Raw genomic sequence first — 18080 nt, 5'->3', positions numbered from 1 at the left:
CCGCCCCCGATGCCGGCTCAATGCTTGAGCCGGTATCCGGTCTTGAAGATCCACCAGATGATCGCCATGCAGATCGCCAGGAACAGCAGCGTCACGCCGACGCTGATTTCCACCCTGACGTCGGCGATCTCGTAGAAGCTCCAGCGAAAGCCAGAGATCAGGTAGACCACCGGGTTGAGCAGCGCGATCGAATGCCATGTCGGCGGCAGCATGTTCACCGAGTAGAAGCTGCCGCCGAGGAAGGTCAGCGGCGTCACCACCAGCATCGGGACCATCTGCAGCTTCTCGAAGCCGTCGGCCCAGATGCCGATGATGAACCCGAACAGGCTGAAGGTCACGGCCGTCAGCACCAGGAACGCCAGCATCCACACCGGGTGCTGGATGTGCAGCGGCACGAACAGGCCGGCGGTGGCGAGGATGATCAGCCCGAGAATGATGGATTTCGTCGCGGCCGCGCCGACATAGCCGAGCACGATCTCGAAATGCGAGATTGGCGCCGAAAGGATCTCGTAGATCGTGCCGATGAATTTCGGGAAGTAGATTCCGAACGAGGCGTTGGAGATGCTCTGGGTCAGCACCGACAGCATCACGAGGCCGGGCACGATGAAGGTGCCGTAGCTGACGCCCTCGACCTGGCTGATGCGCGAGCCGATCGCGGCGCCGAACACGACGAAGTAGAGCGAGGTCGACACGACGGGCGACACGATGCTCTGCAGCAGCGTGCGCCAGGTGCGTGCCATTTCGAACTTGTAGATTGCGGCGACCGCGCGAAAATTCATTGCCGCACCAGGCTCACGAAGATGTCTTCCAGGGATGATTGCTTGGTCTCGAGATCGACGAAGCGGATGCCAGCGGTCCTGAGATCGCCGAGCAGGCTGGTGATGCCGGTGCGCTCGCCCTTGGTATCGTAGTCATAGGCGAGCCGCCAGCCGTCGTCCGACAGCGCGAGATCATAGGGCGCGAGCGCCTCGGGGACGGCTTCGATCCGGTGCTGCAGATGCAGGCTCAGCCGCTTCCGGCCGAGCTTTGCCATCAGCTTGGCCTTGTCCTCGACCAGGACGATCTCGCCCTTGTTGATGACGCCGACGCGATCGGCCATTTCCTCGGCTTCCTCGATGTAGTGCGTGGTGAGAATGATGGTGACGCCGGCGGCCTTGAGCTCGCGCACGACGTCCCACATGCCCTTGCGCAGCTCGACGTCGACGCCGGCGGTCGGCTCGTCCAGGAACAGCACCTGCGGCTCATGCGATAGCGCTTTCGCAATCATCACGCGGCGCTTCATGCCGCCGGACAGCGTGATGATCTTGGCGTCCTTCTTGTCCCAGAGCGACAGGTCCTTGAGGATCTTCTCGATCAGGGCGGGGTTGTTGGGCTTGCCGAACAGTCCCCGGCTGAAGCTGACCGTGGCCCATACGGTCTCGAACGAATCAGTGTGCAGCTCCTGCGGCACCAGCCCGATCAGCGCCCGCGCGGCGCGATAGTCGCGGTTGATATCGTGGCCGCCGACCGCGACCTTGCCCGTAGACGCATTGACGATGCCGCAGATGATGCTGATCAGCGTCGTCTTGCCGGCGCCGTTGGGCCCGAGCAGCGCGAAGATCTCGCCCCGCTCGATCGCGAGATCGACATTGTTGAGTGAGGTGAAGCCCGAGGAATAGGTCTTCGACAGGCCGGTAACGGAAATGACGGGAGGCATCACGAGGGAATTCGATCCGAGGGATTCGAAAAGGGCAGGGAGCTGCGCGAAGGAGGGGGCGCAGGCGCGGGCGAAGCGCTCAGATAGGAACGGCGGTGCGCTACCGCAATCGCGCGCGCCGCTCTCGATCGTGTCGCTTGTTGGGCTTTTCCGTGGCCGACGCCGGTGAGTGTTGCTGCGCAGCCACGTCTGGGGGAGGAACGCGCCCCGCAATGTCCGACGATGTTGCGTCCGCGAGCATCTTGGGTACGGTCGCGCCGTCTCGACATTTCCGCTGCGGAGAAGGACCGATGACGCCACGCGCCAGCACCGTTCGACCCACCTGCAAGCGCAGCCTCTCGGCGCGCTGCTTTGGCATGGCGGCGCTGGCCGTTGCGCTGGCTCTGCCGCTCGGTACCGGATCGGTGCGGGCGGCGCCGAGCCCGGCGGCCGCGAGTGCCGCCAGCACCACGCATGTCTATCTGCTGCGCGGCGTGCTCAACATCTTCTCGCTCGGGCTCGACGACATCGCCGCCAAGCTGGATTCGCAGGGCATTCCGAACACGGTCGCCAATTTCGTGTCGTGGTCGTCGCTCGCCGACGAGGCGGCGGCCGCCTATCGCGCCGGCCGGATCAAGACCATCATCCTGGTGGGCCATTCCTCGGGCGCGACGGCGCTGCCTGACATGATCAACAAGCTCGGCCAGCTCGGCGTGCCCGTGAAGCTCGCGATCGGGCTCGACTCGGTGTTCAAGACCAAGCTCGTCGGCGGCAACGCCGAGCGCTACATCAATTTCTACATCGCCAGCGGCGCCGGTGAGCCGGTCCGCCGCGACGACGGCTTCCGCGGCAAGCTCGAGAATGTCGACGTTCAGTCGGTTCCGGGTGTCGGCCACGTCACGATCGAAAAGAACCAGATTATGCAGCAGAAGGTGATCGGTGCCATCGACGGGGTGGTGTTCGGCGGTCGGGGCCGCCCGGCGGCGGCGCCGCCGACCCGCATGGCCGCCCCGCAGCGGGCTGCCAACGTCACCGGTTACCGGTAATAGGCGGCCGCGCCACCGGCGCGCGCCCCAAAATGCTCCCATTCGGCGGCGACAAGCGGTATGGCAGGGGGGGAGACGACCCTGCTTGATCTGAGCTTGAGAGCTTTCCCGGGAGCGCGAATGACCAGCGTGGCGCGAATCGCGAGGCGGTGGCTCGGCCCAGCCAAGGCGGCTGCCGGCAGGAGATTGCTCGCGATCCTCGTTACCGCACCTCTCCTCGCCGGACTTGCCGCCTCGAGCATCTCGCAGGCCGCCCAGCCCGGTGCAGCTTCCGCCCCCGCGCCGACCAGATCAGCCAAGGCATCCCCGGCAGCAACCCCCGCGGCGATCCGCGCGGTACCCCCCGCGCCGCCCGAGATCAGCCAGCCGCTGCCGCCGCCGCGGGTGTACCTGTTCCGCGGCGCGCTCGGGCCGCTGTTCTCGACCGGGATGGACCGTCTGGCCGAAAAGATCGAGCAGGCCGGCTACCGGGCCAGTGTCTATGAATTCACGCTGTGCGACCTGATCGCGCTCCAGGTGGCCAAGAACTACCGCCAGGAGCCGGGCCCGATCGTGCTGATCGGCCATTCGATGGGCGGGCTGTGCAGCGTCCGCATCGCGATCACGCTGCAGGAGCAGAACATCCCGGTTGCCCTCGTCGTCACCGTCGATCCGGCGCATGCGACCAAGAGCGTGCCGCCCAACGTGCAGCGCTTCATCAACCTGTTCCTGTCCGACAACATTCTCGGCGGCGGCGACGTCAAGCCCGAGCCCGGCTTTCGCGGTCATTATGCGAGCTTCGACATGAAGGATCATGACGAGGTCACGCACATCAACATCGACAAGATGGAGGATGTGCACGCCCAATTGGTCACCATGATCAGCCAATTGTCGCAGACCTCGGCCACTGCCGAGGCCGACCCGGTGCCGCTGCGCTACTTGGTGCCGCCGAAAGCCTCCGTGGAGTTGTGGGACAGCGGCACTGCACTGGCGGTGCGGCCGGGCGAGACCTTGGACCAGATCGCCACCAATTATCGCGTTCCGCTCTGGGCTCTGCAGCAGTCCAATCGCGGCCTCGCCGCCCAGCCGCTGGTCCCCGGCCAGCGCATCATCCTGCCGCGCCATCTGCTGCCGCAGGTGGCAAGCCAGCCGCCGCAGCTACCGTCAGAAGCCCAAGTCAGGCGCTGAGCGCTTCAGCCCGGCGGCAGGAACGGAATGATCATCGGCACGCGCTGCCGGTAGGTGACGTAATCCGGCCCGAGCTCCTGACCGAGGAAGACCTCTTCCATCTTCGCCTTCCAGGCCATCCCGAGCGAGATCAGGACGGCGCCCAGCACGGCGGTCACCGTGCCCACCGCGATGCCGGTGGCGATCATGCCGAGGATCAGCCCGGTATAGATGGGGTGACGGACCATGCCGTAGGGGCCGGTATCGATCACCTTGTGGCCTTCCTTGTGGGTGATCGCGTTGGACCAGAAGCGGCCGAGATGGATGCGCGCCCACCAGGTGAAGGCGATGCCGGCCAGGGTCACGACGGTCAGCAGGTAGACGCCGGTCTCGCCGGGATTCCAGAACGGCTTCTCGCCGAGCAGGCGCGAGGTCCACGGCGTGAACAGGATGCCGCCGAGCACGATCAGCGCGTGATAGCGGCTGGTCTTGATCACCGTCACATGCTTGCGGGTCTGCCCCGACCAGAACGAGGCGCCGACCCAGCTCGCGAGCCAGATCAGCCAGATGATGGCGAGCAGCGAGGTGGGCCAAGTGGTGGTCCATCCGCTGAACGCAAACGACGAGATGGGGCTGGCATCGCCGGACATGTCTTGGAACCGTTGTGAGACCTGGGACCGGCTGCTCTTAGCTATTCGGCCGCGGTGCGAAAAGGGTGTTGTTTGTCGTCGAGCCGCCTTCGCGGCTCGGAATCGAGCAGAAAGGCGATCGTCTCGCGCAAGCTCGGCTCGATCGGGCGCGGGGCGTAGCCGAGCTCGCGCTTGGCCCTGTCGATCGACAGATCCGAGGCCGCGCGGGCGATCCGCACCCCCTCGGCGGTGCCGGACGGGCAGCGCTTGGTGAGGTGATCGGAAACGAACTCGAGCATGCCCGCCGACAGCTCGGCCAGCCGGCCGGGCACGGCGACCGCGACATGCTTGCGGCCGCTGATCGTCGCCATCAGATCGAGGATGCGGCTGAGGCGCAGGCTCTCGCCGCCGAACACGTAGCGGCCGCCGACCCTGCCGCGCTCCATCGCCAGGATCAGGCCCGCCGCGACGTCGCGGACGTCGACCAGGTTGACGATGAAGTCGAGGTAGAGCTGGACCCGGCTGTCCAGGAAGAGGCGCAGCATCTGCGACGGTGGTGTCAGGTTGCTGTCATGCGGGCCGATCGGCATCGTCGGCGTGCCCACGACGACGGGGAAGCCGTCCGCGGCGGCTGCCATGGCGCGAGCCTCGGCGAGCGCCTTCGAGCGCGTATAGGCGCCCGGCATCGCGTCGGCCGGAGGTGCGGTCGGCGCCGAGGCGGCGCCGGTCGAGCCCGGATAGTCGAACAGGATCGATTCCGTCGAGCAGTGCAGGAACCGGCGCACCCGGCCGGCACGCGCCGCCGCCAGCACTGTCTCGGTGCCGACGCAGTTGACGCGAAAGAAGTCCTCGCGGTCCGGCATCCACATGCCGGGCAGTCCGGCCAGATGATAGACCTGATCCGCGCCGGCGACCGCCTGCTTCACCAGGCCCGCATCGAGCACCGAGCCTTCGATGTACTCGACGTCAGCGATCATGTGGCTGGGGCAGCGAATGTCGAGCACACGCACCTCGGCGCCCCGCGTCGTCAGCGCAGAGACGAGGTGATGGCCGATGAAACCGCTGCCGCCGGTGACGAGGACTTTCATTTAGGGACGCGAGTGCTGATCGCCTTGAAGCCGGTCCGATGCGAGCCGATCCGGCGACCAGTTCGGCGCGATGAGGTCGGCCACCGAAGGCCGCAGACCCAACGCCATGTACAATTTCGCCATCACGAACATCGGACCGAGAAAGAGATGCGCCGGATGATCCAGCAGAGATGGATTGTTGCGCTCGAACACCTTGTGGCCCACGGCCTGCGAGACGAAACCGAAGATGATGAGCGCGGCAAACAGCGCCCAGAAGGCGACACCATGGACGTGATCGGCGATCATCATGGCCGCAGCAAGGAACAGCACGGCGAAGGCGAGGATGCCGGCCCCGAGTGCGGCATCGAGCAGCAGCCAGTAGAGCAGGACGGGCAGCGCCAGCACGGCGCCGAGGCCGATCCGGATGCCGAGCGCGTCGAAATGCCACAAGCTCAGGGGCAGCACGGCGCCCAGGAACAACAGGATGATCCCGAACACATGCATTAGGCCGTTGCGCGGATCCCGATGATATTCGACGTAGTCGACCATCTGGCGTCGGAACATGGCGTTCATGGCTGGCTCGCTCGTCAATGAGATCGACCGCCGCTCAATCGACGGCCGCAAAGAGGGGGCTATACCATCAAGCGGCTGCATCGACAAACCCGGCAATCGCGGCCCGGCCGCATCGCCGGGCAGAGCGCCGACTTGAAAACGGGTTCCATTCGCGCCGGCCGGAGAGCGCACCGGCAACCTGCTGAAACAACAGTCGCACCGGCAGCGCTCCGGGTTCATGGCCTCCGCGCAGGGCCCAATTGCGTCAATTGCGATGCTTGCGGGGGCCCTGCCTGCTGGGCGTCGCCGGAGCAGGGGGCGGAGGTGGCGCTGCGGCCTCTTCGACGGTTTTTGCGATCGGAATGATCTGGATCTGCTGATTGACGGCGGCGGTCGGCTTGGACGGGTCAAGCAACTGCTCCTCGCCAAGTCCGATCGATTGCAGCCGCTTGACCGAGATCTTGAAGGTGTTCGCCAGGATGTCGCGGATCGCGTCGGCTCGGCGCTGGCTCAGGATGACATTCGACTCGCGCTTGCCGTTGGCTTCGACATGGCCGACGATCAGGAACGTGTAGGGCAGGAGGTCGGAATACACCATCGCATCGGCGATCCGCCCGACGGCTTGGTATGATTCCGGACGCACGATCGGCGTGTCCACGTCGAATTGGATGTCGACGTTCAAGGCCGGCAGATTCATCAGCTCCGGCACGATCGGCGGACGCTTCTGCGGCGGTGGCTCGTTGCGCCCGCGCATCCTGGAGCGCTCCTGGGTCTGCTGCTTCAGCGCCGGCAGATCCAGCGCGGGCGCGGTTTCGAAGCGGCCGAGCTGGCGCACGATGTCCTCGCGACTCACCTCCTGCGACCATACGGGCGCGCTCGCGGCCGCCAGCGAAGCCGCGATCAGCCCTGACAGCAGTGATCTCGCTGCCCGCCGCATCAGCGATACCCCGCTTCGCCCATCGCCTGCTGACACCGCGCGCTCACACCGTTGGTCGTCATCAGGCACGGGATCGATTTGCTGGTCTCCTTCGTGGAGCCGCCGCACAGCTTGACGATCTCGCGCTGGCAGGCATTGGCGACCGTGACCCGCGCGGCGATGCGCTTCTGGATCGCCTCGAACGCCTTGAAATAGGTTGCCTTGCACTGCGCGGAGACCACGTCCTGGTTGCGCGAGAGGCATTCCTTGAGGCGGTTGGAGTCGAGGTTGACGCCGCGGCAATTGGCGGTGATGTCAGCGCCGCAACTGGACGCGATCAGCCCCGCGGAGTCGCCAAAGCTCATCGTCTGCGCCGCCGCCAGCGAGGGCACACACAGCGCGACCGCAACACTCAACAGAATGTATCCTCGGACCATGATTGCATCTCATACGATGCACGCTGCCATGGTCAAGGCCAAACAACGGCGAAGTGTGAAGCTCGATTGCGACGCGCGGCAACGGCCGCCCGGCGGCGCGGCCGTCGCGCCAGATCACGCCCGCTGGACGAAGCTGTCGACGACGTGCTTCTCGCCGGCCTTGTCGAAGGCGATGGTCAGCTTGTTGCCGTCGATCTTGACGACGCGGCCATAGCCGAACTTCTGATGGAAGACGCGGTCGTCGAGCGTGAATTCCGACGTCGTGCCGGTGGATTTCGCCACCAGCTCGCCCTCGATGGTCATCGGTCCGCGCTTGCCGCGGCCGAAATGACCGCCGAACGGATCACGGCCTGAGAACGGCGATGGTTCTTCCTTGAAGCCGCCCTCCGACGAACCGCGCGCTGCGCCCGGCCGACGTGCCTGCGCGCGCTGCCAGCCCGGCGTGGAATAGCTCGATCCGAACGATTCCACGTTGTCGAAGCGCGACGGGCCGTAGCCGCCCGCACCGCCCCAGCCCGAGCCCCCCTTCGATTCGGTGATCTCGACGCTCGCCGCGGGCAGCTCGTCGAGAAAGCGCGACGGGATCGTGGTGGTCCAGGTGCCGTGGATGCGGCGGTTGGTGGCGAAATAGATTTTTGCCCGACGCCGCGCGCGGGTCAGGCCGACATGGGCGAGGCGGCGCTCCTCTTCCAGCCCGGCGCGGCCCTGCTCGTCGAGCGTACGCTGGCTCGGGAACAGCCCTTCCTCCCAGCCCGGCAGGAACACGTTGTCGAATTCCAGCCCCTTCGCCGAGTGCAAGGTCATCAGCGACACCGCTTCCTCGTCGGCGGCGCCCTCGCGGTCCATCACCAGCGAGATGTGCTCGAGGAAGCCGTGCAGGTTCTCGAACTCCTCCATCGAGCGGACGAGCTCCTTGAGGTTGTCCAGCCGCCCGGCCGCATCGGCCGAGCGGTCCTTCTGCCACATCTCGGTGTAGCCGCTCTCGTCGAGCACGATCTCGGCGAGCTCGGTGTGCGACGTGACCTCCCGCTGGGCGCGCCAGCGCTCGAACTGCAGGATCAGCCCGCGCAGCGAGCCGCGTGCCTTCGGCTTCAGCTCGTCGGTCTCGACCACCGCGCGCGCCGCCTCGAACAGCGGGATGCGGCGCTTGCGCGCGTGGTCGTGCAGCATCTGCACGGTGGCGTCGCCGAGCCCGCGCTTCGGCACGTTGACGATGCGCTCGAAGGCGAGATCGTCGGCCGGCGAGTTGATGACGCGCAAGTAAGCCAGCGCATCGCGGATCTCGGCGCGCTCGTAGAAGCGCGGGCCGCCGATGACGCGATAGGGCAGGCCGAGCGTGACGAAGCGGTCCTCGAACTCGCGCATCTGGTAGGAGGCGCGCACCAGGATCGCGATATCGTTGAGATGCTCGCCCTTGCGCTGCAGCTCCTCGATCTCCTCGCCGATGCCGCGCGCTTCCTCCTCGGAATCCCAGGCGCCAGTGACGGTGACCTTCTCGCCCTCGACGTCCTCGGTGTGCAAGGTCTTGCCGAGCCGGCCTTCGTTGTGCGTGATCAGGTGCGAGGCGGCGGCGAGGATGTGCCCCGTGGAGCGGTAGTTGCGCTCCAGGCGAATGACCTTGGCGCCGGGGAAGTCGTGCTCGAAGCGCAGGATGTTGTCGACCTCGGCGCCGCGCCAGCCATAGATCGACTGATCGTCGTCGCCGACGCAGCAAATGTTTTTGGGAGGAGACGCGGGGCTGGGCGCAGCAACACCCGTCTCGTCATCACCGGGCCGACGCGCAGCGTCGTGACCCGGTGATCCATCTTCTTCCGAAGACGCGATGGATTGCCGGGTCGAGCCCGGCAATGACGAACCAGAGGACGACGGCGCCTGCGACAGCAGCCGCAGCCACAGATATTGCGCGACGTTGGTGTCCTGATACTCGTCGACCAAGATGAACTTGAACCGACTCTGGTACTGCCGCAGCACGTCCGGGTTCTCGCGGAACAGCCGGATGCTCTCCAGCAGCAGGTCGCCGAAATCGGCGGCGTTGAGGATCTTCAGCCGTTCCTGATAGCTCGCATAGAGCTTGCCGCCCTTGCCATTGGCGAACACGGCGGCCTCGCCCGAGGGCACCTGGGATGGCGCCAGGCCGCGGTTCTTCCAGCCGTCGATCAGGCCGGCCAGCATGCGCGCCGGCCAGCGCTTGTCGTCGACGTTCTCGGCCTGCAGCAACTGTTTCAGCAGACGGATCTGGTCGTCGACGTCGAGCACGGTGAAATTGGACTTGAGCTGCACCAGCTCGGCATGGCTGCGCAGGATGCGGCCGGAGATCGAGTGGAAGGTGCCGAGCCAGGGCATGCCCTCGACCGCCTGTCCGAGCATCTCGGCAAGCCGCGTCTTCATCTCGCGTGCGGCCTTGTTGGTGAAGGTCACCGACAGGATCTCGCTCGGCCGGGCGCGGCCTTGGCTCAGGATATGCGCGATGCGCGTGGTCAGCACACGGGTCTTGCCGGTGCCTGCGCCGGCGAGCACGAGCACCGGGCCATCGAGCGTTTCGACCGCCTCGCGCTGCTCCGGATTGAGGCCGGCCAGATAGCGCGCCCCACCGGTCGCGGCGGCGCGGGCGCGCGCGGCGATGCCGCCGGCGACGGGCTGGTGGTCGGGCGCAGGAAAAGGGCTCACGCGGTTGGGCTCGGTCATCAGCGAATCAGTCTCGTCCCTCTGATGGCATCATACGACGGCATCACGAGGTCTGCAGGAAGGAGCCCTCATAGCAGGGATTGACGGCTATATGGGGCCGGCGGGGGCGTTTTACAGCCCTAAATCGGGGCAGACGGACGCCGCTCCAGCCTCCATGGGCGTTTGTTCCGGCCAATCGCGAATTTTTAGCGGCCCGCGCGCCCGGAACCTTTGTTCCGAGCCACGATTGTCCTGGCAACGGCGCAAGCTCCGCGTCGCTTTGAACCGCAATCGAGAGACAGAGGTCGTGTCATGTTAGGCTGGGTTGTCACCTTCCTGGTTATCGCATTGATCGCCGGCATCCTCGGCTTCGGCGGCATCGCTGGTGCGTCGATCGAGATCGCCAAGATCATCTTCTTCATCGCCATCGTGCTGTTTCTGGTTTCGGCCGTCGTGGGCCTCGCCCGCGGCCGCAGCCGCGTGTAGTCGGCCTCATCCCTGACAATGAGGTCGGCGAAGGGCGCAGTGCCTCGCAAGAGGTGCTGCGCCCTTTGCGTTCTGGGGAGGTGTCAGGCCGGCGCAGTCAGCGCGACCTGCACCTTGGCGAGCGCGGGATCGAGCGCAACGGAGGCGAGGCGCGCATCGTTGGAGAGCGCGGTCAGAGTGAGCGTCTGGTCCTGCACGCGGAAGATCCGGCACAGCGTCGTCGCCTCGGAGGCGTCGCGCAGCATCACCGACAACGGCGCGATGTGGGTCTCGTCGGCGATCTTCTCCGCCACCAGCGCAAGCCGCGTCGCCGCTGCCGCAAGCTGCTCGGTGCGGTGGGCAGTCGTATTGGCCGCAAGCGGCAGGCCTTCCTCGTTGGTGAGCAGCACGGTCTGGAAGCGGCCGACTTCGGCGATGCGGTCGAGCAGCGGCACCAGCTCGCGGCGCCGGCCGGGCCGGCTCGCGAGCTGCGCCAGATCCAGCGAGATACGCTCACGCTCGACCAGCGGCGCCAGCACATCCTCGATCGCGCTGCGCAGGCTGGTCTCCCGCTCGATGGCGTCGTGGCTGCTCTGCTCTTGCAACTGGTCGAGGCTGGCCGCCTGTATTTGCACCTGCCGCCGCAACAGCTCGCGGGACAGCGCGCCCTGGCGGGCGCCGAACAAATAGCCCGAGGTGAGCAGCAGAATGGCGGCGCCGAGGCCGCTCACGATGGCATAGATCGTCATGGTCGCTTCGTCGCTGTGAGTTGACTGCAATCGTCGACGCCCGCAATGCGCAGCACGGCCTTGCGGTCGCCCGCGACCGCCTGGGCATTGCCGCGCGCCTCGCCGGCGCCGGCCGCGCGCACCGACATCCGCTGCGCGGAGAGCCCCTCGCGCTTCAACTGGGCCGCGATCTCCTTGGCGCGCGAATAGCTCAGCAGCACGTTCAGATCCTCGGTGCCGCTGGCGTCGGTATGGCCCTCGATGATGATGGTCGCCTCACCGTGGCGCGCGAGCGCGCGTTGCAGGATCGCCAGCGACCGCTTCATGTCGGCAGGGTTCGGTCGCGCGCTGCCGCGCTCGAAGCCGACCGCTAGCGGGGCGAAGCACTCGGCGGGGGGCTTCGTCGTGCCCTGGGGCTCCGGGGGCGCTGCCGGGGCGATCGGCGGAGTTGGTGGCGCGATCACGACGGGAGCGATTGCGGGCGGCGTCGGCGGCGCGATGATCGGCGCCGGTTCGACGATCCGCGCCTCCCGTTGCTTGGGCGCCGCGTCGGCAACGCGGTCGTCGCCCTGCGGCACGGCCGTCACCGGCATTGCGGCCGTCGCGGTCGGCGGCGTGGCGGTGCCTTGCTGCCAGAGCGCTGCGGACATGACGGCGATCAGGGTGCCGGCGATGGCGAAGGCCGCGGCGAGCCAGACCGGCGCCTCCTCGCCGGCCACGGCGCACGCATCGACGCGCATTGCGGGCGACGGCGGAACGGAGTTCGGGGAAGGCGCCAGCATGTCAGCCCACGGGCACCTTGAATTTCGGCGTGATCAGGTCGATGCCGCATTCGAGCCCTGCGCACCACGCGATGAACTGGCGCGACATCGTCGCATCCGGAAACAGCGCGCCGTGCTGCGGGGCGATGATCTCGATGTCGAGCGTGCTGACCATCTGCGCCCACGCCTTCATGACGCGGTTGGAGACCATGTAGCGCCGGTGAAAGCCTTCCATGAAGCGCGTATGCGCCTTGAAGTCACGCACGACGGTGTAGTCGACGCCGATCGAGGCGCCGAGGTCGCCGCTGTAGAGGATCTTCGAGATCGGATCGTAGAGCTGGAAATTGCCCTCGCTGTGCAGGAAGTGCGCCGGCAGCGCGTAGAGCCTGCTGCCTGCGAGATCGAACACCATGCCCTCGTCGGGAATCGGCTTCAGCCGGTGGGCGACGATGTGGTCGAAGCCGAAATGCGGCACGAAGCGGGTCCATAGCTCGGAGATGTAGGCGTCGGCATCGGTCGTCATCAGCCAGCCATTGATCGCCGCGACGATGTCGGGGTCCTGGTGCGACAGAAACAGATATTTCAGCCGCCCGCCCGAGAGCTGGCTGAAGGTCTCGCTGAGCACCCTGGAATAGACCTTGTGGCCGCCAGGATCGAGCAGCATGCCGACGCGGTCGTGGATGATGAGATGCTGGTTTGCCTGCACCGCGAGATCGCCGGCGCCGAAATCCTCCAGCAGGATGTTCTTGTGAACGCCGTCGTCATAGAGGACGGTATTGGCCATGAAACTACTCCCGTCGGCGCCGCGTCGTCGCCGCGCGCCGGCTCATTGGACGACGGTGCGCTACAGCACCTTCTGCAGCGACCGGACGGCTTCGCGCATGTCGAAGAAGGTGAGCCCGAGCTTGCTGTTCTCGTTGGTGAGCGCGAGCAGCAGCGCGCCGCGGCCGGCGCTGACCAGCACGGCATAGCCGGACTCGCCGCGGATGATGACCTCCTGCAGATGGCTGCGGCCGAGCTCCATGGCGGCGCGGCCGCCGAGCGACAGCAAGGTCGCGGTCATGCCGGCGACCCGCGTCTCCTCCATGTCGGCCGCGAGCACGCTCGCGATCATCAGCCCGTCCTCCGAGATCAGCGCGCAGGCCTCGACCCCGAACGAGTCGCTCTGCAGCTTGCGCAGCACCCGGTTGATTTCATCGAGTCGTGACATCGGCTTCTCCTCGACGGCGCGCGGGGCAAACTTGGAATGAAACTGACTTTGAGCCATGGCGGGATCCTGGGTGTCATCTTGAGCTGTTGAAACGGAAGCGGTCGGAATGTCGGGGTGTGCAGTAATGGAGGAGGGATGCAGCGGGTCGTCCGGGACCAGCGTCGTCGTTTGTTCTGGACTGCCGTCCGGCGCCGTCAGCGCGCGCGTTTCGATCGTATCAACCGCATCGTCGAGCGCGCGCTGCTCGGCCTTGATGCGTGAGCGCGAGACCGGCGGATCCATCGCCTGCAACTGGGTCACCAGTGCCTGGCGTGCCGACTGGTAGACTTCGGCGCGGCGCTCGGGGGAGGAATCCGGCAGGCTCTCCATCGCGCGCGACAGCAGGATGAAGTAGTCGGCGGTGGTCACGGGAACGGCTGCCGCATCCTCATGCGGACCGTGCGCTCGGCTCAGCAGGCTTGCGAGGCGTCCCATCGCTCTCTCGTCAACTCTACGCAACTAACGATGCGTAAGGTTAGGTCGGCACAAGAGACGCGACGAATGATCTGAATCAAATTAACTAGATTCGGGACCAAGCTGCGCAATCCGGCCGTCAGGTCGACCGGGGTCGACCATCGTGCCGCCACGATTGCCACCGTTGCGCCCGATTGATGCCGCGTTCGGCGCAACTGCGCCTCTGTTGCAACCAGAATCAGCTACGATGACGGCGGCGAATTGCAGTACGGGGGAGGGCAATGTGAACGTCCGGGACTATGTGCGGCGCGATGCGACGGCGCTTGCGGCCGCGGTGAAGGGCGGCGAGACCAATGCGGCGGAGCTGCTGCAGCTCGCACTGGCGCAGCACGAGCTGGCCCAGCCGAGGACCAACGCCGTCTGCAGGCTGATGGAGCGCGAGGCCCGTGCGCAGCTCGCCAAGCCTGCCAACGGCCCGCTCACGGGCGTGCCGTTCCTGATCAAGGACTGCGCCCAGGACTATGCGGGCCTTCCGACGGCCTATGGCAGCAAGGCGCTGTCCGGTTTCGTCGCCGGCGAGCATGCCTCGGTCGTCAGACGGTATCTCGAAGCCGGCCTCGTGATCTTCGGCAAGACCAACCTGCCGGAGCTCGCGCTGAAGGGCGTCAGCGACTCCCGCGCCTTCGGCCGCGTCAGCAACCCCTGGAATCCCGCACATACGCCGGGCGGCTCCAGCGGCGGCGCTGCGGCGGCGGTCGCTTCGGGCGTCGTGCCGATGGCCGCCGGCAATGACGGCGGCGGTTCGATCCGCATTCCCGCCGCCTGCTGTGGCCTGTTCGGGCTGAAGCCGTCGCGCGGCCTGGTCTCGTCGGGCCCGGGCTTCGGCGAGTACTGGTTCGGCGCCTCCTGTGAAGGCGTGCTCTCGCGCAGCGTGCGCGACACCGCGCTCGCGCTCGACGTCATCGCGGGCAGTGAGCCGGGCGATCCTTTTCTCACCGCCGAGCCCGGCGTGGTTTACGCCAACGCGGTTGCCCACGATCCCGGCCGCCTGCGCATCGGCTACACGACGGCGTCGCCGATCGGCACGGAGGTGCACGCCGAAGCGAAGCTCGCGGTCGACAACGCGGTGAAGCTGCTGCAGGGCCTCGGTCACGAGGTCGAGGAGGCCACCCCTGACATCGACGGCGCCGCGCTCGCGACCTCGTTCCTGCACATCTATTTCGGCCAGGTCGCGGCGCTGGTGGCCGATGCGCGCGGCAAGGGCGCGAAGCGCGAGGAGTTCGAGCTGCTGACGCGGGTGCTGTCGACGCTCGGCGGCGCGATCTCGGCGGGCGCGCTCACCACGCAGCTGCTCAAATGGAACGGCTTCGCGCGCGCGCTTGCCCGCTTCCATCTGCGCTACGATCTGCTGTTGACGCCGACGCTCGCGCATCCGCCGATCCGGCACGGCCAGGGCGATCCCTCGACCGCCGAGCAGACCTTGCTCGACATGCTCGACCGCATCGGCCTGCTCGGGCTGTTGACGCGCTGGGGCGTGCTCGACGGCATGATCGACAAGATCGCCCGCGACAGCCTGCAATACGTCCCGTTCACGCAGCTCGCCAATCTCACGGGCACGCCGGCGATGAGCGTGCCGCTGCACTGGACCGCCGACGGCCTGCCGCTCGGCGTGCAGTTCACGGGCCGGCTCGGCGACGAGACAAGGCTGTTGCAGCTCGCCCGCCAGCTCGAGCAGGTGCAGCCCTGGTTCGACCGCTTGCCCGACTGGGTGGTGCAGAGCTGACGATCTCAGCGTTTGATGATGACCACTTCGAGATACTCCGACGGCACCACCATCGTGCCGTCCTCGGCGCGATTGAGCGTCCCGATCAGCGCCAGCATGTCGCGCTTGAGATCGGCCTGGCGGTCGCCATCAAGCGTAGCGAACGCCTTGAGCACCGGACCATAGTAGGTCTTGAACACGTCGACGAAATGCTCAGGCGAGCGGTAGCGCATCGCGAAATGACGCCGATGGCAGCGAATGTCGGCGGCATCGGCGAACATCTCTCGGATGCGTGCCTCGGTGCCCCACAGCGCCGGCGATTTGGCGCCGGCGGGCGGTGGCAGATATTTTCCGAGCGTCTTGAACAACTGGCCGATGAAGCCGTCGGGGGTCCAATTGGCCAGGCCGATCTTGCCGCCGCTGCGGCACACCCGGATGAGCTCGGCGGCGGCGCGCTCCTGCCGGGGCGTGAACATCACGCCGAATGTCGAGACCACCACGTCGAACGTGCCATCGCCGAACGGAAGCGCCTCGGCATCGGCCTCCTGGAACTGCACGGACAGGCCGTCGGCGGCGGTACGCTGGCGACCGCGGTCGAGCAGGGCAGGCACGTAGTCGGTCGAGACGACGTTGCACCAGCGCCGCGCCGCAGCCAATGTGACGTTGCCGTTGCCGGCGGCCACGTCGAGCACCTTCTGGCCGGCGCGGATGTCAAGCGCCTCGCAGAGTTCCTCGCCGACGATCTGCAGCGTGTTGCCGACGATGGCGTAGTCGCCGGACGACCACGCGCTGTGCTGGCGTGCCTTGAGCGCGGTGAAATCCGGCTCTGCGGTCACGCCGGCCTGAATTGCAGCTGATGCGGTCATGATGGTCTCCTCCGGAGAATGCAGCGCTGTTGCGCGCGCTGATGTGTGGAGACGTACGCGGCAGGCCTCGGGCAGCGCTATCCAGATCGCGACACGGCCATCCGGATCGTGAACTTTTCGAGCGCCGCCGATGACCCATAGGCAATTGGACGTCGTCGCATGATGGACGGAGATCAGGTTCCCCTGGCGGCGCGGCAGCCTTTGCCACGCAGCGTACGCCGCGCGCTCGAAGCGATGCATGACGACCTCGGGCGGCGCTGGACGCTGGCCGATCTGGCGAAGATTGCCGGCGTTTCCGGACGGACCTTGCAGCGCCAGTTCGTCAGGTCGATCGGCCGGTCGCCGCAAATGGTCCGGCAGGAGCTCGGCTACGCGCGCGCCCGTGTCGAGTTTCTGCAGGGGCGCGCCGGCGAGAAGGTGATGGACGTCGCTCTGCGCTGCGGCTTCCCGCATTACGGCCGCTTCGCCGCCGGCTATCGTCGCTGCCACGGCGAGACGCCGTCGGAAACCCTGAGGCGGCAGGCGGTCTTGATGGCGCAGCTCGCCGCGTCGCGCACCACCATTGCGCCGGTACGCGACCGGCCGACCATCGCCTTCGCCATGACCGCCACCGATCCGAGCGTGCGCGAGCTGGCGGACGACCTCGCGGCCGAGCTCACGCTGGCGCTGACCCGCGCCGGATTTGCCGTGACGACCCAGCCGCGCGCGGCGCGCTACCGCATGAACGCGTCGCTCCACGGTCGGGATGGCGCGTCCCGGCTGCTGCTGCAGCTGATCGACCAGGACAGCGGCGGGCTGATATGGGCGCATCGCGGCGAGGTCATGCTGCGGTGGGAGGCCGACAGTCACGAACGGTTGGCCGCCCGCGTGGCGGCATCGCTGCTGCAAAGCCTGCGCCGCGCCGAGATCGATCGGGCGCTGCGCAAACCGGATGAGGATCTGACCGCGCAGGATCTCGCGCTGCGCGCCATGCCCGGCGTGCTGTCGCTCGACGCCGACGGCAACCGCAGTGCGCTCGAGCTGCTGCATCAGGCCATCGCCCGCGATCCCCGTCATGCCCTGGCCACGGCGCTCGCGGCCTGGGCCTACGGCCAGCGCGCGGTCTATCATTTCGGCACCGCGCCCGGGCAGGATCGGCAGCTTGGTCGCGCCCTGGCGCAGCGCGTGCCGACTGAGCTTGCGGATGCGACCGTGCTGTGCGTGCTCGGCAATGCGCTCACCTTGCTGGATGAGCTCGCCGAGGCCGAGCAGGTGGTGGGCCGGGCGCTCGCGCTGGATGGCGGTGCCGCCTGGGCCTGGAGCCGCAGCGGCTGGCTCGATGTCTATCGCGGCGATGCCGCGTCGGCGATCGAGCGCTTTCGGATTGCGCTGGATCTCGCGCCGCAGGACCCGCTCGCCTTCAACGCCCTCATTGGAATCGGCTGCGCGCATTTCGCCGCCGGCACCTACGCGGAGGCGGCGCGCTGGCAGCAGCGCGGCCTGCGCGAGCATCCGTCGTCGCTGTGGGTGCACCGGACCATGTGCCCGTCCCACGTGCTGGCGGGTGAGCGGCCGGAAGCCCTGCGCAGCCTGCAGGCGCTGCGTGCCGGCTATCCGGACCTGACCCTGGCCGAGGTCCAGCGCGGCATGCCGCCGCTGCCGGACGCCTATTCGGCCCGGGTATTCGAGGGATTGTCCGACGCCGGCCTGCCGGCGTAGCGGCG

The 18080-nt window shown here is 67.1% G+C and carries 18 protein-coding genes; 5 read left to right on the top strand and 13 right to left on the bottom strand.

The window, feature by feature from the left end; genetic code table 11:
* Nucleotides 1-17 precede the first annotated feature (17 nt).
* Nucleotides 18-779: an ABC transporter permease gene (locus QW868_RS06740; protein WP_315736810.1), complete on the bottom strand. Its 762-nt coding sequence runs from the start codon at nucleotides 777-779 to the stop codon at nucleotides 18-20.
* On the bottom strand, nucleotides 776-1696 hold the full coding sequence (locus QW868_RS06735) for an ABC transporter ATP-binding protein (protein WP_315755102.1): 921 nt from the start codon (nucleotides 1694-1696) through the stop codon (nucleotides 776-778). Before QW868_RS06735 ends, QW868_RS06740 begins: the two co-directional genes overlap by 4 nt.
* A 290-nt stretch (nucleotides 1697-1986) precedes the next feature.
* Here QW868_RS06735 and QW868_RS06730 point away from each other — a divergent pair, with 290 nt between their 5' ends.
* Both QW868_RS06730 and QW868_RS06725 read left to right on the top strand, forming a co-directional pair.
* Complete coding sequence (locus QW868_RS06730) at nucleotides 1987-2721, top strand: hypothetical protein (protein WP_316230177.1); 735 nt, start codon at nucleotides 1987-1989, stop codon at nucleotides 2719-2721.
* A 120-nt stretch (nucleotides 2722-2841) separates the two neighbouring features.
* Complete coding sequence (locus QW868_RS06725; protein WP_315736815.1) at nucleotides 2842-3888, top strand: alpha/beta fold hydrolase; 1047 nt, start codon at nucleotides 2842-2844, stop codon at nucleotides 3886-3888.
* A gap of 5 nt (nucleotides 3889-3893) precedes the next feature.
* Here QW868_RS06725 and QW868_RS06720 read toward each other — a convergent pair whose 3' ends face one another.
* From QW868_RS06720 to QW868_RS06695, 6 genes are all read right to left on the bottom strand, one after another.
* Complete coding sequence (locus tag QW868_RS06720; RefSeq protein WP_315796304.1) at nucleotides 3894-4517, bottom strand: isoprenylcysteine carboxylmethyltransferase family protein; 624 nt, start codon at nucleotides 4515-4517, stop codon at nucleotides 3894-3896.
* Between the two features lie 41 nt (nucleotides 4518-4558).
* Nucleotides 4559-5584, bottom strand: coding sequence for an NAD-dependent epimerase/dehydratase family protein (locus QW868_RS06715; RefSeq protein WP_315796305.1), 1026 nt, complete (start codon nucleotides 5582-5584; stop codon nucleotides 4559-4561).
* Nucleotides 5585-6136: an Mpo1-like protein gene (locus QW868_RS06710; RefSeq protein ID WP_315778758.1), complete on the bottom strand. Its 552-nt coding sequence runs from the start codon at nucleotides 6134-6136 to the stop codon at nucleotides 5585-5587.
* 244 nt (nucleotides 6137-6380) lie between these two features.
* On the bottom strand, nucleotides 6381-7052 hold the full coding sequence (locus QW868_RS06705; RefSeq protein ID WP_316230176.1) for an OmpA family protein: 672 nt from the start codon (nucleotides 7050-7052) through the stop codon (nucleotides 6381-6383).
* Nucleotides 7052-7468 (bottom strand): hypothetical protein, encoded by a 417-nt coding sequence (locus tag QW868_RS06700; RefSeq protein ID WP_315736821.1) that lies wholly within the window; start codon nucleotides 7466-7468, stop codon nucleotides 7052-7054. Before QW868_RS06700 ends, QW868_RS06705 begins: the two co-directional genes overlap by 1 nt.
* A gap of 114 nt (nucleotides 7469-7582) precedes the next feature.
* Nucleotides 7583-10153 carry an ATP-dependent helicase gene (locus QW868_RS06695; RefSeq protein ID WP_316230175.1) on the bottom strand — a complete coding sequence of 857 codons (2571 nt, stop codon included), beginning with the start codon at nucleotides 10151-10153 and terminating at the stop codon, nucleotides 7583-7585.
* 291 nt (nucleotides 10154-10444) lie between these two features.
* Here QW868_RS06695 and QW868_RS06690 point away from each other — a divergent pair, with 291 nt between their 5' ends.
* The gene (locus QW868_RS06690) at nucleotides 10445-10618 is read left to right on the top strand and encodes a DUF1328 domain-containing protein (protein WP_006614063.1); all 174 of its coding nucleotides are present in this window, start codon (nucleotides 10445-10447) and stop codon (nucleotides 10616-10618) included.
* 83 nt (nucleotides 10619-10701) lie between these two features.
* Here QW868_RS06690 and QW868_RS06685 read toward each other — a convergent pair whose 3' ends face one another.
* The 4 genes from QW868_RS06685 to QW868_RS06670 form a co-directional block, all read right to left on the bottom strand.
* Entirely contained in the window at nucleotides 10702-11346 is a 645-nt protein-coding gene (locus QW868_RS06685) for a hypothetical protein (protein WP_315736825.1), read from the bottom strand.
* Nucleotides 11343-12044, bottom strand: a complete 702-nt coding sequence (locus tag QW868_RS06680; protein ID WP_316230174.1) for an OmpA family protein — start codon at nucleotides 12042-12044, stop codon at nucleotides 11343-11345. Before QW868_RS06680 ends, QW868_RS06685 begins: the two co-directional genes overlap by 4 nt.
* Before the next feature lie 64 nt (nucleotides 12045-12108).
* Nucleotides 12109-12870, bottom strand: coding sequence for an MBL fold metallo-hydrolase (locus tag QW868_RS06675; protein WP_315736828.1), 762 nt, complete (start codon nucleotides 12868-12870; stop codon nucleotides 12109-12111).
* 60 nt (nucleotides 12871-12930) lie between these two features.
* Nucleotides 12931-13770 (bottom strand): roadblock/LC7 domain-containing protein, encoded by an 840-nt coding sequence (locus QW868_RS06670; protein ID WP_316230173.1) that lies wholly within the window; start codon nucleotides 13768-13770, stop codon nucleotides 12931-12933.
* A 262-nt stretch (nucleotides 13771-14032) separates the two neighbouring features.
* On the opposite strand from QW868_RS06670, the gene QW868_RS06665 reads away from it, so the two are divergent.
* Nucleotides 14033-15532: an amidase gene (locus tag QW868_RS06665; protein ID WP_316230172.1), complete on the top strand. Its 1500-nt coding sequence runs from the start codon at nucleotides 14033-14035 to the stop codon at nucleotides 15530-15532.
* Between the two features lie 5 nt (nucleotides 15533-15537).
* Here QW868_RS06665 and QW868_RS06660 read toward each other — a convergent pair whose 3' ends face one another.
* A complete protein-coding gene (locus QW868_RS06660; RefSeq protein ID WP_316230171.1) occupies nucleotides 15538-16377 on the bottom strand; it encodes a class I SAM-dependent methyltransferase in 840 nt (279 codons plus the stop codon).
* A gap of 159 nt (nucleotides 16378-16536) precedes the next feature.
* Here QW868_RS06660 and QW868_RS06655 point away from each other — a divergent pair, with 159 nt between their 5' ends.
* Entirely contained in the window at nucleotides 16537-18075 is a 1539-nt protein-coding gene (locus tag QW868_RS06655; protein ID WP_315811292.1) for a helix-turn-helix domain-containing protein, read from the top strand.
* Nucleotides 18076-18080 lie beyond the last annotated feature (5 nt).

It is taken from the genome of Bradyrhizobium sp. SZCCHNR1051, assembly GCF_032489615.1.
Lineage (GTDB): Bacteria > Pseudomonadota > Alphaproteobacteria > Rhizobiales > Xanthobacteraceae > Bradyrhizobium.
Note: the sequence above shows the minus strand (reverse complement) of the source record. Positions and strands in the feature narration are given on the sequence as shown.

Bases quoted from the DNA above. Each gene is read 5' to 3' on its own strand.
- QW868_RS06710 (WP_315778758.1), bottom strand. From the start codon at position 6,136: ATGAACGCCATGTTCCGACGCCAGATGGTCGACTACGTCGAATATCAT.
- QW868_RS06660 (WP_316230171.1), bottom strand. From the start codon at position 16,377: ATGACCGCATCAGCTGCAATTCAGGCCGGCGTGACCGCAGAGCCGGAT.
- QW868_RS06670 (WP_316230173.1), bottom strand. From the start codon at position 13,770: ATGGGACGCCTCGCAAGCCTGCTGAGCCGAGCGCACGGTCCGCATGAG.
- QW868_RS06685 (WP_315736825.1), bottom strand. From the start codon at position 11,346: ATGACGATCTATGCCATCGTGAGCGGCCTCGGCGCCGCCATTCTGCTG.
- QW868_RS06695 (WP_316230175.1), bottom strand. From the start codon at position 10,153: ATGACCGAGCCCAACCGCGTGAGCCCTTTTCCTGCGCCCGACCACCAG.
- QW868_RS06715 (WP_315796305.1), bottom strand. From the start codon at position 5,584: ATGAAAGTCCTCGTCACCGGCGGCAGCGGTTTCATCGGCCATCACCTC.
- QW868_RS06690 (WP_006614063.1), top strand. From the start codon at position 10,445: ATGTTAGGCTGGGTTGTCACCTTCCTGGTTATCGCATTGATCGCCGGC.
- QW868_RS06730 (WP_316230177.1), top strand. From the start codon at position 1,987: ATGACGCCACGCGCCAGCACCGTTCGACCCACCTGCAAGCGCAGCCTC.
- QW868_RS06700 (WP_315736821.1), bottom strand. From the start codon at position 7,468: ATGGTCCGAGGATACATTCTGTTGAGTGTTGCGGTCGCGCTGTGTGTG.
- QW868_RS06725 (WP_315736815.1), top strand. From the start codon at position 2,842: ATGACCAGCGTGGCGCGAATCGCGAGGCGGTGGCTCGGCCCAGCCAAG.
- QW868_RS06705 (WP_316230176.1), bottom strand. From the start codon at position 7,052: ATGCGGCGGGCAGCGAGATCACTGCTGTCAGGGCTGATCGCGGCTTCG.
- QW868_RS06675 (WP_315736828.1), bottom strand. From the start codon at position 12,870: ATGGCCAATACCGTCCTCTATGACGACGGCGTTCACAAGAACATCCTG.
- QW868_RS06740 (WP_315736810.1), bottom strand. From the start codon at position 779: ATGAATTTTCGCGCGGTCGCCGCAATCTACAAGTTCGAAATGGCACGC.
- QW868_RS06735 (WP_315755102.1), bottom strand. From the start codon at position 1,696: ATGCCTCCCGTCATTTCCGTTACCGGCCTGTCGAAGACCTATTCCTCG.
- QW868_RS06720 (WP_315796304.1), bottom strand. From the start codon at position 4,517: ATGTCCGGCGATGCCAGCCCCATCTCGTCGTTTGCGTTCAGCGGATGG.
- QW868_RS06655 (WP_315811292.1), top strand. From the start codon at position 16,537: ATGATGGACGGAGATCAGGTTCCCCTGGCGGCGCGGCAGCCTTTGCCA.